The 18,703-nt window shown below is 66.7% G+C and carries 2 protein-coding genes; both read right to left on the bottom strand.

What is annotated here, in order from left to right; translation table 11 throughout:
• Nucleotides 1-2 precede the first annotated feature (2 nt).
• Nucleotides 3-16,823, bottom strand: a complete 16,821-nt coding sequence (locus P8T11_RS14740; RefSeq protein WP_268081247.1) for a filamentous hemagglutinin N-terminal domain-containing protein — start codon at nt 16,821-16,823, stop codon at nt 3-5.
• Between the two features lie 24 nt (nt 16,824-16,847).
• The gene (locus P8T11_RS14735) at nt 16,848-18,581 is read right to left on the bottom strand and encodes a ShlB/FhaC/HecB family hemolysin secretion/activation protein (RefSeq protein WP_268081248.1); all 1,734 of its coding nucleotides are present in this window, start codon (nt 18,579-18,581) and stop codon (nt 16,848-16,850) included.
• Nucleotides 18,582-18,703: the final 122 nt, after the last annotated feature.

Genomic DNA, 18,703 nt, shown 5'->3' with positions numbered 1-18,703 from the left:
AATCAAAGAGTGCGGGATTGCGCGTCGTTGTCGCGACGCTCGTCGTCGGAAGACGGGTTGCCTTCGGCGGCGGGTTGTTGCGAGCTGCTGCCAGGGGCTTGCAGGACTGAGTTGTTGCCGGTCGGTACGTTCAGCATGGCGTTGTCGCCGGAAGGCAGCAGCCAGTTGAAGCTGGCAGTGGCCACCTGCAGCACCTGCGGATCGGCGTACGCGCCCAGCGCATCCGGGCCGAAACCATCAGACGGGACCGTACCACGGAACAAAGAGTCGGCGGTAGGCGTGGTCGGGATGATCGGCTGCGGCGCGGTGATGGCGGCCAGGCGGTCGATGGTGCCCGTCGGGCCCCAGGTGACGCCGTTCAGGTAGTACGGCGAACCCACCAGCGAGCTCTTGATGGAAGAGGCCGCCAGGGCGCCCGTCTTGCCACCGACCGTGCCCCACACGTCGGCCGAGCCGGCGGAGGGAACGATGAGCTCGGCCACGTCCAGTTTGTGGCTGATATTGGCGTCGTTCAGGCCGATGCGCAGCGCGCCCAGCGGGCCGGTGGCCACGGTCAAGGACGTCTGCGGGCCGGACAGACCGACGGCGGTGATGTCGCCGTTGGTGCTGATGGTGGCAGTCGCCCCTTGCAGCGTGGCGGGCGCGCCCAGGTTGATGGGGCCTTGCGTCACCAGCAGTTGCGCGGGCAGCGTCAGGCCGGCGCCGCCGGTCTGGGTGAAGCCCGTGGCGGCCTGGACCGTGGTGCCGGCGGCGAAGCTCGTGGTGCCGGTCGGGTCGGTGTTGGCGATGCGGATGGAACCCGTGTCGGCGGTGACGTCCTTGCCGAACGACACCGTGCCGCCCGAAATGTCGATGCCGTCGGGACCCGTGGCGCGGACCGCGCCGTTGTAGCTGGCGGACTTGGCTTCCAACTGCTGCACGCGGTAGGCGCTGACGTCACCGTTGAACACGATGGTGTCCACGGCGCGCAGGGTCAGTGAACCCAGGCCGGTGGCGTCGCCCGCCACCAGCACGTCGCGGCCGGCGTTGATGGCCAGGTTGTTGCCATTGCCGCCGTCCAGCGTGCTGCCCAGCACGACCGAACCGGTGTTGCTGGTCAGTTCGCGGTCGCCCGTCAACGTGACCGCGCCGGCGTAGACCTGGTCTTCGGTCGTGACGACCTTGCCCGGACCCATCGTGGTCGTGCCTTGGACCGCCAGGCCGCGCAGCGGCGTGGTGGCGCCGATGTCGCCCTGGATGTCGGCGTTGCCGGCGATGATCAGGCCTTGCTGGCCCGATTCGGTGCCGTCCACGCCCGCCTTGATCTGCACGTTGGTGCCGGTCAGGGTGGTGTCGACGCCCGACAGGATCACGTGCTGGCCATATTGCTGCGCGCCTGTGGTGTTGACCGAACCGCCGTTGATCAGCAGGTCGCCGTTGCCGCTGGTTTGCAGCGAGGCGGCGCGGACCGGACCGTCCAGCACGGTGTCACCCGCGGCGGCGATGGTCAGGTCGCCCAGGCGCGAGCCTTGGCCGACCGGGCCGGCGAATTCGACCTTGCCCTGGCCGGCGGAGACCGCCAGGTCGTGCGCGCCGTCAAGCGCGTCATTGAAGCGGATGTCGCCGTCGCGGCTGGCCACCGTCAGGTCGCCACCCAGCGTGACCGCGCCGTTGTACGACTGGTCGCCGGTGGTGGCGATGCTGCCTTGGCCCAGCGTGGACGTGCCGTTCACCGTCAGGCTGGCCAGCGCGTCTTGGGCGCCGAACGGGCCCTTCAACACGGCGTCGCCGTCGATCGTCAGGTCATGCGGGCCGTCAGCGCCGCCCAGCAGGCTGACGGTGCTGCCCTTGAACACGGTATCCGCGCCCAGCACGGCCAGTTCGCCGTAGGACTGCGTGCCGGTCGTATCGACCAGGCCGCCGTTGATGGCCAGCGTGCCGCCTGCGTCCGACGTGATCGAGGCCGCGTACACGGCGCCGTCCAGTGTCGTGGCGCCGTTGCTGGCGATGCGGATGTCGCCCACGCGGCCACCCGCGTCGTCGCCGACGGTGTCCGTGAAGGTGACGTCGCCCGTGCCGGTAGAGAGCGACAGGCCGTGGCCATCGTCTTGGCTGCTGGCGACCTTGTCATTGAACGCAATGTTGCCGCCTTGCGTGGCCAGCGTGACATCACCGTCCAGCGTGACCGCGCCGTTGTACGACTGTTCGCCCGTGGTGCCGATGCTGCCGTCCAGGCTGGACGTGCCGTTGATCGTCAGGCTGGCCAGCGCGTCTTGCGCGCCGAACGCGCCCTTCAGCACGGCGTCGCCGTCGATGGTCAGGCCGTGTTCGCCGTCGCCGCCGCCCAAGAGGCTGACGGTGCTGCCCTTCAACACGGTATCCGCGCCCAGCACGGCCAGTTCGCCGTAGGACTGCGTGCCGGTCGTGTCGACCAGGCCGCCGTTGATGGCAAGCGTGCCGCCCGCATCGGTGCTGATCGATGCCGCGTACACGGCGCCGTCCAACGTGGTGGCGCCGCTGCTGGCGATGCTGATGTCGCCCAGGCGGCCGTCGGCGGCGTCGCCGACCGCGCCCGAGAAGGTCACGTTGCCCGTGCCGGCATCCAGCGACAGGCCGTGGCCATCTTGGGCCGAGCTGACCAGCGTGCCGCCGAAGCTGACGTCGCCGTTGGCGCTGCGGCTGTCCAGATCGTCGGTCAGCGTGACATTGCCTTGGTAAGCCTGCGCGCCCACCGTGTTGATGGTGCCGCCGCCCAGTTCCGCGTTGCCGGTGATGGTCAGCGAGGCCAGGCGGGCGTCCGTGCCGCCACCCAGTGCGCCGTTGACTACGGCGTTGCCGTCGATGGTCAGGCCTTGGGTTTCATCGACCGAATCCGCGCCTTGCGCCAGCGTCACGGTGCTGCCCTTCAGTACCGTGTCCGCGCCCAGCACGGCCAGTTCGCCGTAGGACTGCGTGCCCGTCGTATCGACCCGGCCGCCGTTGATGGCTAGCGTGCCGCCCGCGTCGGTGGTGACCGAGGCGACATACACCTCGCCGTCAAGCGTGGTGGCGCCGCTGCTGTTGATGGCCAGCGCACCCAGGCGGGCGTCGGCATCGTCGCCGACCTTGCCCGACAGCGTGACGTTGCCCAGGCCCGCGTTGACGGTCAGGCCGTGGCCGTCGCCGTCCGTGCTGGCGATGACGCCGCCAAAGCTGACGTTGCTGCCGGCCGCGCCGTTGGTGTTGAGCACGAGGTCGTCGGACAGCGTGACATTGCCTTGGTAGGCCTGCGCACCCACGGTACTGACCGTGCCGCCGTTCAGGTCGGCCGAACCGGTGATGCTCAACGAGGCCAGGCGGGCGTTGTCGCCCAGCGCGCCGTTGACCACGGCGTTGCCGTCGATGGTCAGGGCTTGGGTTTCATCAACCGAATCCGCGCCTTGCGCCAGCGTCACGGTGCTGCCCTTCAGTACCGTATCCGCGCCCAGCACGGCCAGTTCGCCGTAGGATTGCGTGCCCGTCGTATCGACCAGGCCGCCATCAATCGCCAGCGTGCCGCCCGCATCGGTGGTGACCGAAGCCGCGTACACCGCGCCGGAAAGCGTCGTGGCGCCGCTGCTGTTGATGGCCACATCGCCCAGGCGAGCCGTGGTGGCGTTGCCTACGGCGCCCACGAAGCTGACGTTGCCGTTGCCTGCGCCGATGCTCAGGTTGTTCGTCTCGCCGGTGGCGCTGGCGACGGTGCCGTTGAACGTGACGTTGCTGTTGGCGGTGTGTATATCCAGGTCATCGGACAGCGTGACGTTGCCTTGGTAGGACTGCGCGCCCACGGTGTCGATGCCGCCGCCGTTCAGGTCGGCCGTGCCAGAGATGGTCAAGGATGCCAGGCGGGCGTTGTCGCCCAGCGCGCCGTTGATCACGGCGTTGCCGGTGATGGTCAGGGCTTGGGTTTCGTCGACCGAATCCGCGCCTTGCGCCAGCGTGACGTTGCTGCCCTTCAGGACCGTGTCCGCGCCCAGCACAGCCAGTTCGCCGTAGGACTGCGTGCCGGTCGTATCGACCAGCCCGCCGTCAATCGCCAGCGTGCCGCCGGCGTTCGTGGTGACCGAGGCCACGTACACCGCGCTGGCTAGCGTGGTGGCGCCGCTGCTGTTGATGGCCAGCGCGCCCAGGCGGGCGTCGGCGTTGTCGCCGACCTGGCCCGACAGCGTGACGTTGCCCAGGCCCGCATTGACGGTCAGGCCATTGGCGTCGCCGTCCGTGCTGGCGATGGTGCCGCCGAAGCTGACGTTGTTGCCGGCCGCGCCGTTGGTGTTGAGCACCAGGTCGTCTGCCAGCGTGACATTGCCTTGGTAGGCCTGTGCGCCCACGGTACTGATCGCGCCGCCACCCAACCGCGCGTCGCCGGTGATCGTCAGCGAAGCCAGTCGGGCATTCGTGCCCGCGCCGACCGCGCCGTTGATCACGGCATCGCCCTGGATGCTCAGGTCTTGTGTTTGATCAGCGGAATTTACGCCTTGGGCAAGCGTGATGGTGCTGCCCTTGAGCACGGTGTCCGCGCCCAGCGTCACCAATTCGCCAAATGTCTGCGTGCCGGTCGTGTCGATGCGGCTGGCGTTGATGGCCACCGTGCCGGGGGCGTCCGTCTGCACCGACGCCGCGTACATTGCGCCGTTGAAGCGGGTGGCGCCCGCGGTGTTGGCCGTGACGTTGCCCAGGCGCAGCCCGGCGTAGCCCTCGCCGTTGAAGCTGATGTCACCGCCTGCCGTCGATGTGATGGCAAGGTTGCTGGCGCCGTCCAGCGTGCCGTCGAAGGTGACGTTGCCGGTGGTGGTGGACAGCGACTGGTCGATGATGAGCGAGACGGCGTTTTTGTAATGCTGGTTGCCGGTGGTGGCGATGCTGCTGGTGTTCAGCGTGGCGGGGCCGTTCATGGTCAGGCTGGCCAGCTTGGTGTTGGCCCCGATGGCGCCCGCAAGCGACGCGGCGCCATTGATATCCAGTGCGTGGGCGCCGTCCGCGCCGTTGGCCAGGATGATGGTGCTGCCAGTCAGTGTCGTGTCATCGCCCAGCACCACGCGGCCGGTGTAGTACTGCGAGCCGGTTGTGGTGACGCTGCCGCCGTTGATGTTGGTGATGCCCGTGCCAACCTGGTTCAGCGACGCCGTGCTGACGGCGCCGCCGTAGGTGATGGCGCCCCGCGTGTTGACGTTCAGTGCCTTGTTGCCCGAGATGTCGCCCGTGAACGTGACCGCGCCGTTGCCCGTGTACACGTTGACGCCGCTGCCCAGCACGGTGTCGCCATCGACACCGAAGGCGCCGTTGCTCGTGATGTACTGGCCACGCAGCGTCGTGTCGCCGTTGTACTGCTGGGCGCCGGTCGTGGTGACGCCTTGCAGATCGATGGTGGCGCCGTCGATGTTCAGGCTGGCCAGGATGCTGGCGTTGCCTCCCAGCATCACCTCGCCGTCGTTGGCGACGATCACGGCTTGTTGGCCGCCGCCGTTCAGCAGGCCCCAGACGGTAACGCCGCCGTTTTCGCCGTTGGCGGTCAGCGTGCGCTTGCCGCCAGCCAGCGTGGCATTGCCCGTGATGTCGATGGCCGTGCCGGTCAGATCGCCGTTCAGCGTGACGTCGCCGTCGTAGGATTGTGCCCCGGCGGTGTCGACGGCGGCCAAACCGATCTGCGCGCCTATCACCATCAGGTTGTTGGCGTCGGTGTTCGCGATGGCGTGGTTGACGCCCACATTGCCCATCACCGAACCCAGGAAGATGTCGCCCTGATTGCCGGCGGACAACCCGACGGTGCTGATCAGATCGTCCACGGCCGCGATCTGGATATGGCCGTCCGCGGTGGCGATGCGGCCCAGCGTCAAGGCACCGGTGCCGTCCACGATGATGTCGCCCGCGCCCACGACGTTGGCCGTGAGATAACTCGCCGACGTGTTGAAGGACGCGCTGTTGTCGCCAATACCGGTCTTGCTGGTCAGGTCAAGGCTGTTGGTCGCGAGGTTGATCCCCGCGCCCACCAGCGAACCTTCCGAGGCGGTCAGGATGACGGTGCCGCTCGCGTCGCCCGCATCGATCAGGCCAAACGCCACGTCGCCGTGCTGCGAGCTCAGGTCGATGGTGCGGTTGTTGCCGCTGGCCGTGGCCGTCACATCCAGCGTGCCGGTGGCGTTGGCCGTGATGTCGCCGTTGGCGGTGGACAACGCGGCGTTCAGCGCGCCGGTGTTGTTCAGCGTGAGGCTCGCCGGCGCGGTGATGCCGATCAGGCTGACGTTGGCGTTGGCCACTTCCGTCGTCAACGCCGTGTTGCCGCCTGCCGCGCCGCTCGTGAAGTTCAGCGCGTCGCCCTTGACTGCGATGGTGCGCGGCGTGGCGCCGGCTGCAACCACGTCGCGCGTGCCCACCAGGGTGACGGTGTCGTTGGCCTGAACGCCCGCACCGGCAACGGTCAGCGTGCCGGCCGAGGACAGCAGCAGGTTGTCGGCGGTGTTGGACAGGCCCGAACGCGCGTCCAGGTCGCCGGACGAACGGAGGTAGACCGAGCTGTTGTCGCCGGTCTGCGTCACGTCGCCGTTGAGCGTCAGGGCGCGCGTGCCCACGTTGTTCAGCACGATGACCGCGCCATCGGCGCCGGTGGACAGGTCACCAAGCGATGCGAGGTTGGTGCGCAGGGCGATGCCGCCCGTGCCGTTGGCCAGGTTGGTGGCCGAGCCGATGCTGCCGCCAGCGGTGGCCGTCAGGCTGTTGCCATAGACCAGGTTGCCCGCCAGTGCGCCCAGGATGGAGCCGGCCGCCTTCAGCGTGACGTCGCCCGAGGCCATGGCGTCGATGGTGTTGATCGACAGGTCGCCGTTCGACGTGGCGATCGAAATGTCGTTGTCCGCCGAGTTGGTCTTGGTGATGGCGCTGGTGACCAGGGTGGGGCCGGCGGTGGTGATGCCGATGGCGCCATTCTGCGTGATCAGCGAATTCAGCGTCGTGCCGGCCGCGCGGTTGTCGTCCAGGAAGATCGAGCCGTTGCCGGTGACTTCCGCCGTGATGAGCGCGGCGGTCGTTTGCAGCTTGTCGGCCGAGCCTTCGGCGCCGCCGATGCCCGCGCCCGCCTTCAACGTGACCGAATTGCCGATGATGCGCGTGGATTCCTCGCGGTCGTCGACGATGGTGCTACCGGTCTTGCTGTAGTCGATGTTGACCGTGCCGGTGCCCGCATCAATGTTGCCCGCCACCAGTTGGCTGTTCGCGCCGTTGCCCACGACCTTGATCGTGCCGCTGCCATTGCTGGCGATAGCGTTGGCGATCTGCAAATTGCCGGCCGCCGCGATGTCGATGGTATTGCCCGACAGGTACGAGTAGACGGAGTTGTTGTCCGCCGCCAGGTACATCGCGCCATTGGTGGTGGCTTCAACGCGCTGGCCGGTCGCGTTGATGCGGCCAGTCGAGGTGTTCGCGCCGATGCCGTAGCGCGCGTTCAGCGCCACGCCATACGCCTTGATGGTGGCGCCGGCCGCGTCGGCCAGCACGTAGCCGTTCTCGGCGTTCAGCGTGATCTGGCCCTGGGTGGCGCCCGCCTGCACGTTCTTGACGGTGATGTTGCCGGACGTGGTCTTCACCGAAATGCCGTTGCCGGCCGCGTCGGTGGCCGACGTCATGCTGTTCAGCACCAGGTTACCGGTGGACGTGACGCGCGTTTCGCCGTTGGCGACCGACGTCGTCAGGCCGCCCAGCAGGTTGTTGGTGCTGTCCAGGTACAAGGAACCGTCGCCGGTGACGGTGGCCGACACGGGGTTGTACGGTGCGGCGATCTTGATGGCCGCATCGTTCGTGCCGATGCCGTTCTTGGCGGTCAGCGTGATGGCGCCGGTGCCCGAGCCCGTGATGGCGCCGCCGCCGTCCAGGATGCTGCCGTTCTGGGCGTTCAATGTCAGCGTCTTGTCGTTGCCGTAGCTGACCGTGCCAACCAGGATGTCACCGGTAGTGGTGGTCACCGACAGGTCTTCGCCCGCGCTCAGGTTCCCCAGGTTGATCGAGCCCGCTTGCTTCAGCCAGATGCCGCCCGAGGCCGTGGCAGAGATGTTGTTGACCTGGGTGTTCAGCGCGTTGCCAGCTGAGCCGATCGAGTTTCCGGTGTTGCCCCATGCCGTGGACAGCGTCAGGTCGCCCGCCGTGATCTTCGACGTGCTGACCATGCCCTGGATAGAGCCGCCGGTGTTGTAGGGATTGGTCGACAGGTTGACCGAACCATTGGACGTCACGTCGATGTCGTTCAGCGTGATCGAGCCGATCGCCTTGTACGTGAAGTTCAGGCCGGTGGTGTCGCGAACAATGGTCAGCGCGGTGTTGTTGCCGGTGTCGGCGCCGCTGAACGTCAGGTTCTGGGCGTCAATGGTCAGGAAACCATAGCTGCCATTCTGATTGCCCGCGCTGTTGTTCCGGTTGATGGTCAGATCGCTCAGGTCGGCCAGGTTGTCGACGTAGATGCTGCCCGCGGAGTTCAACGTCAGCGACGGCGTGTCCAGATGAATGCGGTTGGTGTTGCCCGATCCAATGCCGCGGCTCGAGCCGTAATCAGCCGTCAGCGTGACGCTCTTGCCGGTGATGCGGTTGCTGTTATCCGCGCCGATGATGCTGCCGCGGTTGGTCGCCAACGCCACCGCGCCATCGGTGGTGCTGATGGTGCCCACGACCAGGTCGCGGCCGGCGTAGGCGGTGTCGGCCGTCAGCGTGATGTTGCCATCGCCGGTGACCGAGTCCGCGCGCAGGCCATAGGTTTCAATCAGCGCGATGCTGCCGTCCGCCGTGTCCGTCTTCTTGGCGCTCAAGTTGACGGTCGTCGTGCCGCCCGTGAGGTTCGTGGTGCGGATGGCGCTCTTGTTGCCGATCGAGCCATTGGCCTTCAGGTTGACGGTGGTGGCGTTGGTGATTGTGCCGCTAAGGATCGAACCGCCGGTGTTGTCGACGGTGAAGGCGTTGCCGTTGGTGTTGACCGAGCCCAGTTCGATATCGCCAACGGTATTGCTGACCGCGCTGGCGCCCACCGACGTCAGGCTGGGCAGGCTGGTATTGCCTTCCACCGTGATGTACGCGCCGCCGCCGAGAGCGCGGCCGGTCAGCGTGCTGACGCGGGTGTCGATGGCGTTGCCGGCGCCGTCGGCGCCGATCGCGGTGTTGGCGGTCAAGGTCAGCGATGCGGCGTCGATCTTGGTGTTGGCGTCGCCATCGCCCAACAGCGAGCTATTGCGCGCGGTCAGCGACACGTTGTCGTAGCCCACGTTGATGGTGCCGACGGTAATGTTGCGGTCGCTGCTGACGCTCAGGTTCAGGCCGCCCGCGTCCGTGATGTTGCCCAGCACCAGGCCAGCCGTGCTGCCGCTGCCGCCGTCCGTGGCGGTAAAGCCGATGTTGCCCTGGCCGTCGCGCGTCGGCGAGTTGATGCTGTAGGTGCGCGCGCCGTTGCCCATCGAGTACAGCGACAGCGAATCAATGTGCGTGTCGGAATCGATGTAGACATCGCCGGTGTTCTGGATGGTCAACACCGGGGCGGACAGATTGATTTCTCGTCCGTCGGCGCCGATGCCGCCCGTGCCCTGGGCGGTCAGCGATACCTGGCCGGCGGTGATGCGCTGGCTGTCGTCGGCGCTGCCCAGGATGCTGCCGTTGGTGGACAGGCGCACGGTGCCGGTGGACTGCGTGTCAATGGTGCCGATGTCCTGGCCCACGCTGCTGGACAGTATCAGGTTCAGGCCGGTGTTGTCGCGGACCTCGTTGACGACCAGGCGGCCGTTGTGTTCGACGTTGAACACCAGTTGGTTCGACGTGACGTCGTAGGTGGCGGGCGATACGCCGGTCGCGTATAGCGACAGGCTGGACAGGTCGCGGTCGTTGCCCACATAGACGTGGCTGCCGGCCGTCAGGTAGAGCTCGCTGGTGGTCGTGCTGATCTTGTCGGCCGAGCCCAAGCCGATCTGGCCGGTGGCGAACAGCGACACCGAATCGCCCGTGACGTGCGAGGTGGGCGACAGGTTGACGAGGTTGCTGCCGGCGCCGTTGGCGGCCAGGCTGACGGTATGGGCCGGGCCCGTGTCGATGTTGCCGATGTTCAGCGTGCGGTCGCCGTTGAACGAGAAGTTCAGGCCGGTGGTGTCGCGCACGTCGAACAGCTTATAGCCGTCGTTGGTATCCGTGACGTTGAACGTCAGACCCTGCGCCGCCACCTGCACGGTGTTGTTCACGCCCTGATCCGCGTGGTTGGCCGTGACGTTCAGGCTGAACAGGTTCGACGCGTTGTTCAGGAACAGGTCGCGGCCGGTCTGAGTGGTCAGTTGGCGGGTATCGGTTTGCAGCGCATTGCCTGCGGCACCGATGGACCCCGTGGCGATCAGCGTCAGCGAGGGGGTGACAAAGTTGCTGCCCGCGCCTTGCAGGATGGAGCCGTCGGTGACGCTGACGCGCGCCGAACCGAGGACGCTGTTGTTGCCCAGCGTCAGCGTCTTGTTATTCGACAACCATAGGATGCCGCGAAGGTTCGACGACAGCTTGTCGACGCTGACATACAGCGGTTGGTTGCTGTTGTACGGCCCCGTGACCGAGCCGCCGTTCAGCGTCAGCTCGCCGGTGGTGATGTTGGGGCTGCTGGCGCTGCTGCTGGTGCCGTAGATGTTGTTGCTGTTCAGCGTGACGGAGCCGCCCGCGCCGGTCGCGACATTGTTGACGGTCAGCGCGCGGTCGGACGCAATCGACAGCGCCAGATTGTTCGCGCTGGTGACGTTGCTGAGCGTCAGCCCATTGACGCCGGTCGAATCGCTCAGCGCGAAGGTCAGGCCGGTGGACGAGATGCTGTACGCATTCGTCTGCGTGCCGGTGGTGTTGCTGTGGTTCGCCGTTAGCGACAGCGACGACAACTGCTGGGTGTTGGCGACGGTGACGTTGCCCGCCGAGCCGATCGTCAGGTTGCCGGTGTTGGTGGACGCCCACACGCTGCCGTTCGTGCCCAGCGCGTTCAAGGTGACGCTGTTGCCGGTGATCGTGCCGGACGTGCGCGAGATGGTCGGATTGAGCAGGCTGTTCGCGTAGCGCGAGGTCAGCGACACCGAACCCGCAGCGCCCGTGTTGATCGTGCCGGTCGTGATGGCGGAATCGGCACTGATGGCGAGTGCGGCGCCGCTCATGCTAGCCCCGATCGACAGGGTTTCGCCACCGGAGATTGACAGCGATTGGACTCCTAGCCCGCCGAAGGAATAAGCGTTGGTATCGAAATTCGTGGTGCTGCCGGCGTCGCGACGCGTCAGGTTCAGATCCAGGCTTTCAAGCTTCAGACCGCCGTTGTTCAGGGTGATGTCGCCGTTGTTGGCGATCACCAGGTTGTCGGTCAACGTGCGCAGCGCGCGGCCACTGCTGCCGATGGCGCCCGTGTTCGCATTGCGCGCGGTGTAGTTGTCGCTACCGGTGGCCGACAGCTTGACCGTGCCGGCCGAGATACGGCCGGAGCCGGCATCGCTGGTGATGCTGGAATAGATGCCGCCGCCAGCCGTGGTCAGGTTGACCAAGTCGCTGGCGCTGATGTCGCCCACCTGGATGTTCTTGCGGCCGGTGAAGCTGAAGTCCGTCAGTCCGCCGGTGATCTCTTCCAGGTACTGCGTGATGCCGTCGTCGGTGATGCGGATGGTCTGGCCCGCGCCGCCGCCGATGGCGATGGTGCTGGTGCCGCCGGCCGCGCGCAGGCTGTTGATGGCCAGGCTCTGCAGGACGGTGTCGCTGCCCACATAGAAGTCGTTGCCCTTCAAGCTCAACGCCGACGTGCCGTTCAGGGCCAGCGTGCCGCCCGTGGCCGACGAGCCGATCGAGCCGCTCGACCCCGCGGTCAGCGAAACATTGGCCGCGTGGATCGCGCCCGGGTTGGCCAGATCGTCGTTGGCGATGTTGCCGGCCGACACCAGGCTGACCTTGCCGGCCGCACCGGCATCGATGTTGCCGACCAGCAAGTGCTTGCCGTTGGTCGAGAAAGCGAAGTCCAGATCGCTCGAACTGGCGATGTCTTTCAGATGAATGCCGTTGGCGTCGTCCGTCAGCGTGAAGGCCGACAAGTTCGGCGCGGTGATGGCGTACGTGCCGTAGCTCGAACCATTGCGCGTGACGGCCAGACGGGTCAGGCCGATCTCGTTGTTGACGATGATGTCGCCACCGCTGGTCAGGCTGACGTCGGGGGCTTGCAAGGTCAGCGCGGCGCCCGCCGCGCCCAGCACGCCACCTGCCGACAGCGCGATGCTGCTGGCCTGGATCTTCGTGGCGTCGTCGCCGTCGTCCAGGATGGAACCCGAACTGTTGGCAAGCGAGGCCGGCCCGTTGGCCTGCACGCTACCCACCGTCGTGTTGCCGGAAAACTGCATGTAGCCAAGCTGGCCGCCCGCCGCCAGCGACGTCAGCTTGATGTTGCTGTTGCCGCCGTTCAGGTAGAGGTCGCCGCCTGCGTTGGCCTGCACGTTGACCAGGCCCGCGCCGCCCACGCCCACATAGCTCACGTTGCCCGAATACAGGCCGCCGATCGCGCCCGTGGCCGTCAGCAGGACGTCGCTGCCGCCGGCATACACGCTGCCCACGCCGTTGCCCAGGATGGAACCGTTGGCCGCGTTCAGCGTGACGTCGTCGTTCCAGCTTCGCACCGTGCCGGTCAGCAGCAGGTCGCCCTGGCGCGCGTCGATCTGCACCGCGTCGGTCGCCGTGATGTTGCCCAGCGTGATGATGCCGGTGGTGTTGTTGGCGCCGGTGGGCTTAGGCAACTGGGCGTAGAAGCCGCCATTGCCGGCCGAGCCGGACAGGTTGCTGGTCAGGATGTCCAGGTAGCCCGTGCCGGTGGCGCCGATGGCGCGGCCGGCATACAGGTACACCGAGTTGGCCAGCAACTGGGTGCTCTTGTCGCCGTCGTCGCGAATGGCGCCCGTGGTGTTCAGCGAGATGCTGCCGCTGTAGCCGGCGTCGATGCTGCCGACTGTGATGTCGCGGTCACCGGTGAAGCTGAAGTTCACCCAGTTGCTGTCGCGCATCTCGTGAATCGTATGCCCGCCGATGTCATCGGTGATGTTGAACAGCAGCGACGGCGCGCGCACATCCAGCACGTAGCGGTCATCCTCGGCTTTGTGGCGTGCGGTCACCGTCAGTGAATACAGGTCGGCGATGTCGGTGGCGTAGAGGTTGCCGCGCGTGCTCAGCGAAAGGTACGGGGCGTTGACCGCGACGGCATCGGCGGCGGTGCCGATGTCCTGGTTGGCGCTAAGGGTGACGGAGTTGGCCGTGACGCGCGTATCCGCGATGCCATCGTCCAGGATGCTGCCTTGCGTGGACGTCAGCGCAACGCTGCTGCCCGCGCGAATGTTGCCCAGTTGCAGGCTCTGGTCACCGCTGAAGATGAACTGGTTCAGCAACGAGCTATAGACCTGCTTCAGTTCGTAGACGTTGTTGCCCAGATCGTCATTGACATCGAACGCCAGGTAGGGCGCGGACACCAGCAGCGTGTTGCGGCGCGTGGGGTCGGCGTGCGTGTTGCTGACCGACAGGTACGTCAGCGTCTTGTCGGGGTTGTCGACATAGATGTCGCCGCCGCTTGCCAGCATCAGGCTGGTGGTGGCGGTCTTGATGTGATCGCTGGCCGTGCCGATGTGGCGCTGGGCCTGCAGGTTGATGCTGCTGCCTAGCAGTTCGCTGTTGGCATTGGCGCGCAGGATGTTGCCGCCCTGGGCGTTGAGCCACAGGGTGCCGTTGCCGGCGTCCAGCTTGTTGCCGGTCAGGTCGGCCACGCCGATTACCGAAATGCCGTTGTAGGCTTTCAGGTCGTCCAGCAGCACTGAGCCCTGGGCCTGGTTCAGGTAGATGCTGCCGCCCGTGGCGCGCAGTTCACCGGCCGCCGTGCGCAGGTAGGTGCCCGACGTGCCCACGGTGTAGTTGCTGTTGGAAGCCGGTGCCAGCAGGGTGACGAGGTTGCCGGTGATCAGCGACGCCGATGATCCCGTGATGTTGCCCGCGCGCGCGGTCAGCGTGACGTTGCCCGAACCCGCGTTGATCTCGCCGGCGAAGATGTTGTTGCCGGTCAGGTTGACCGCGCCGCCCGAAGAACTGACGTTGTTGGCGGACAGGGCGCCTGCGCCGTTGATCACGATCGCGGCGTTGTTGGCCTGTGCCTGGGTGATGGTGAGGTTGCCGCTGGTGCTGTCCAGATACACGCCGCCCGCGCCCGAGGTGGCGGACACGCTGTTGGCGTTGGTCTTCAGGGCGCGGGATGCGGCGCCGATGCCGCCGTTCTGCGCCGACAACGTCAGCATGCTGGTGGAAATCGACGTGGCGTCATCGCCATCATCAATGATGTTGCCGATATCCGAGCTCAGGACGGACGTGCCGGCCTTGATTGCGCCCACGGTCAAGTGACCGCCAGCCCAGACGGACAGCGCGCCGGTGGTGTCGATCGAACGCAGGGCCAAGTTGCCCAGGTTGTTCACATACACGCCGCCCGAGCCGCTTGCGGCCGTCAGCGCGCCCGTGTTTGTGGTCAACGCCAGGGCCGACGAGCCGATGGCGCCGTTGTTGCCGGTGCTGCCCGTGGCCTTCAGCGCGATGCTGCCGGCGGTGATGCTGCCGAGGCTGTTGCGCGCCTGGATGTCACCGGCCGTGGACGTCAGCGCCAGCGCGCCCGTGCCCAGCGCAATGTTGCCGACGTTGATCGTGCGGTCGCCGGTGAATGAGAAGTTCAGGCCGGCCTGTTCGACCGTGTTCAGTTGGTAGCTGCCGTTGTCCGTCAGCGAGAAATCCAGTCCGCTGGACGTCAGCGCGTAGGTGTTGTTGACGCCCGGTTGCGCATGGCGGCTGGTGATGTCCAGCGTGCTCAGCACCGAGCGGTTGGCCACGGCCAGGTTGCCGCCGGTGGCAAGCGCCAGCCGTGTGGTCTGGGTGTTGACCGCGTTGCCGGCTTCGCCAATGCTGCCGCCGCTGGCGTCCAGCGTGACGGTGTTGCCCGCCACCACCTGGTTCGCGCCACCCACGTTGCGGATGGTGCCCGCGCTGGTACGGACCAGCGCCGCGCCGCTGCCGGCGTCAATGACGTTGGCCAGGTTGATGTCGCCGGTGGCGTTCAGCGTGATCGTGCCGCCCCGGCTGTTCAGCTTGCCGATGTTATCCAGCGTGCTGCCCACGCCCAGCGCTTCCATCGTGATGGCGCCGCCCTGGGTGCTGATTTCGGTATTCGAATTCTCGAAGCGGATGCCGCCCGTTTGCGTCGAGCGCAGCGTGAAGCTGTTGCCCGAGGTGGTTTGCAGATTGATCGCGGCCATGTCCGCGATGGTGATCTGGCCAGTGGCTTCCAGCTTGATGTTGGTGGTGCCGGCCAGGCTTTCCAGGAGGCCGCGCGACACGGTGTTGTTGGCCGCGTTGGCGTCGCTGCCATTGACGGTGCCATCGCCGGCGCTGCCGTCCAGCGCGCCCGAGCCGCTACCGGAATCGACAATGCGCAGGTCGGTCGGGTCGATCAGCAGCAGGCCCGTCTTGCCCTTGGGCGCGCGCATGTCCACCGATCCGGTCAGGCCGATGTTCTTCTTGCTGGAGACTTCGGCAAAGCCGCCGTCGCCGCCTTGTTCACCGCCACGCGCCGACAGGCTGCCGGCAAAGGCCGTGGCGTCGTTCGACCACATCGTGACGTTGCCGCCGTTGCCCTTCACAAGCGCATCGGCCTTCAGCGTGGCGCCCGCCGCCACCTTGACGGTGGACGACTTGCCGCTGAACGCGGCCGAGCCATTGTCCGGGGACACACCCAGGCTGCCCAACGCAATCTCGCCGCCGCCCGCGGCGCCCGACACGTCGATGGCCGCGCTGCGCGTCACGTCCACGTGTTCGCCGGTGACGACGACCTTGCCGCCTTGCTGACCCGCGCCCACGCCCGTGGCGTCGACCTTGCCCGCGATCTTCACGGTGCCGGCATCGCCGCCCGACAGCACGATCTTGCCGTTCTGCATGCCGACCGATTGGGCGCTGATGATGCCGTCGGTGTTGACCACGTTGTCGATCACGCCCTTGACGGCGCGCGCCGTCATCAGCACCGTGCCGCCGTCGGCGCGGATCACGCCGGTGTTGGTGACCAGCGCCGACACGGGCTTGCCGCTGGCGTCCTTGGGCAGTTCGCCGACCGTGGACGTGGCGTCAAAGCTGAGCAGCCCGTCGCCCTGGAAGTCGACCGTGACGGTCTTGGCGCCCGCCAGGGCCACGCGGCCCAGCTTGGCTTCGATGACGCCCGAGTTGCGCACCGACGGCGCCACCAGCGCGGCCAGACCGCTGGCCTTGATGCTGATCGTGCCTTCGTTGACGATCGCGGCATTGGCCTTGGTCGAGGCCTGGTTGAACTTGTAGTTGCCGGCCAGGAAGTCCTTGTCGTTGATGTTCGCCGTGGTGGCGACCAGCCCGCCCACGTCGATGCGCGCACCCTTGCCGAACACCACGCCGTTCGGGTTCACCAGCATCACCGTGCCGTTGGCGTTCAAGCGGCCGAAGATCGCCGAGGGGTCATTGCCGACCACGCGGTTCAGCGTGACGCTCTTGCCGCCAGGCTGACGGAAGTTGACCGTCTCGTTGGCGCCGATGCTGAAGTCTTTCCAGTTGATGATCGCCTTGCCGGTCGACTGGTTGATGTCCAGCGTGCCGTTGCCGCGGTCAACGATGTTGGCGGCGCCACCCACGACGTTACCGCCGGTGGGGTTGGCGTGCGCGCCGCTGGATGCCAGCGAGCCGATCAGCACGGCCAGTGTGCTGAGCGCGGGCAGGGCGGCGTCTTTTTTCGTGCGCGAGCGGCGAGCGGATTGGGCGAGGCTGCGGGAATTGCGATTCATGGTCGGTCTCTTGTCGTTCGCTGCTTAGTACTGCGCCGAAATGCTGAAGAACACGCGGGGATTCTTGTTGCCCTGGGTCAGGACATCGCCGCTTGTGGGTTTGGCCACTTCAAGCGTGGCGTACAGGCTCTTGCTGAGGTTGGCGCGCATGCCCGCGCCAATGGAGGACACGTTGGCGCGCGTCAAGGGCGCGCTTTCGCTGCGCGACCAGATGCGGCCGCCGTCAATGAACGAGTAGACGTGCGCCCCGTGCGGCAGGAAGTTGTCGGTGGACACCGCATAGCGCAGTTCCAGCGAGCCGGCCAGGCCGGAGTCGGCGGACATTTCGCCGTCGTCGTAACCCCGGCCGAAGTTGGGGCCGCCCAGCGCGAATTCCTCGCTGGCCAGCAGCGGGCTGGCGCTGTATTGGCCGGCGAAGGTGGCGACCAGCGACAGGCGTTCGGTGAGCTGTTGCAGACGGGTCAGTTCGGCGGTGAGCTTCAGGAAATCAGAGCGGCCCTTGGCGCGCGAAGCCAGTTCGGCGCCTTCCTGCGTGGCGCCCATCGCGTCCAGGCCCTGGTGCACGGTGCCGCGGATGGCGGTGATGCCGTTCCAACTGTCGGTGCGGTCATAGCTCAGCCCCGCGCGCAGCACACGCAGGCGGTCGCGCGTGAAGGGGGTGTCGGTGATGTCGGTGGTGACGTTGCGCACGTCGAACATGCCGAAGGCGCGCAGGTTTTCCAGACGCGAGCGGATCAGCGGATAGGTCAGCGTGGCGGTGTAGGCCTGCACGTCGCTGGCGACGTTCAGCGGGGCCAGGTCGCGGCCCGGCTCGCTCTTGGCGTAGCTGGCGGCCAGGCCGAAGGTCATGCCGCTGTCGGAAACCAGCATGTCGTAGTTGCCGGCCACGGCCTGGCTGCGGTAGGCCGGAAAGCCCAGGCGCCCGCTCAGCGTGAAGGTGTCGGCGCGCGCACCAAACGAATTCAGCGTGACCTGGCCGGTCATTTCGCTCCAGCCCAGGTAGGGCGAGCCACGGTTGTCAAAGCCCAGGCGCGCATCCACCGGCTTGCGTTCGCTGTGCACCACCAGCACCGACCCGCCCACTTCCTTGGGTGAGGCTTCCAGCGAGGCGCGCACGACCATGCCGCTCAGGTCATTGGCCAGCAGCAGTTGGCGTTCGACCTCGGCCACATTGATCGGGCGCACGCCGCGCAGGCGCTGCACCAGCTTTTCAACCGCCGCTTGCGCGGGGCCGATGTCGCCGTCGTACTTCACGTCGGACACATAGCCTTCGACCACCACGATGCGGAACACGCCGCCGTCAACCGTCTGTTCCGGCACGATGACGCGCGTGGTCACGTAGCCGTCGTTGCGGTAGAGCAGTTCGATGTCGTTGGCCACCTTGAAAGCGTCGGCCACCGTGATCGTCTTGCCCACCAGCCCCTGGTAGAACGCGCTGATTTTTTCAGGGGGATAGTGGGTCACGCCGTCCACGCGCATGTTGCTCAGCGTGAAGCTCAGCTTCTCGGCCCCTGCCGGCGCCTCTGACGCGCTGCCTTGCTGCACCGTTACCTGCGGCGCGGCGGTCGTGCTTTCCGGCATGGCCGGTTGCGGCAGGGTGCGGCCCGGCTCGGCGGCAGACGGCAATTGCGGACGCACGCTTTGCGCCATGACGGGTCCGGCGGCCAGCGCCAGTGCCGTGGTGGCAAGACCGATATGCAAGGAAATGGGGGTCAGGCAGAGGACGAACGGACGGCAAACTCGGGATAGACGGCGCATGGGGGGATCGGACGGCGAGTTGTTACATTTAGAATTGATGGACGCTATTTGACATATAAGTCACGCTTCGGTACACAACATTTTTGCAACCGAGCAGCGCTGAAATATGCCTTCGCTCGTGA

Source organism: Achromobacter spanius, assembly GCF_029637605.1.
Classification (GTDB): Bacteria; Pseudomonadota; Gammaproteobacteria; order Burkholderiales; family Burkholderiaceae_B; genus Achromobacter; species Achromobacter spanius_E.
The sequence above is the reverse complement of the archived record's forward strand: the minus strand, read 5'-3'. Positions and strand labels throughout refer to the sequence as shown.

Bases quoted from the DNA above. Each gene is read 5' to 3' on its own strand.
- P8T11_RS14735 (WP_268081248.1), bottom strand. From the start codon at position 18,581: ATGCGCCGTCTATCCCGAGTTTGCCGTCCGTTCGTCCTCTGCCTGACC.
- P8T11_RS14740 (WP_268081247.1), bottom strand. From the start codon at position 16,823: ATGAATCGCAATTCCCGCAGCCTCGCCCAATCCGCTCGCCGCTCGCGC.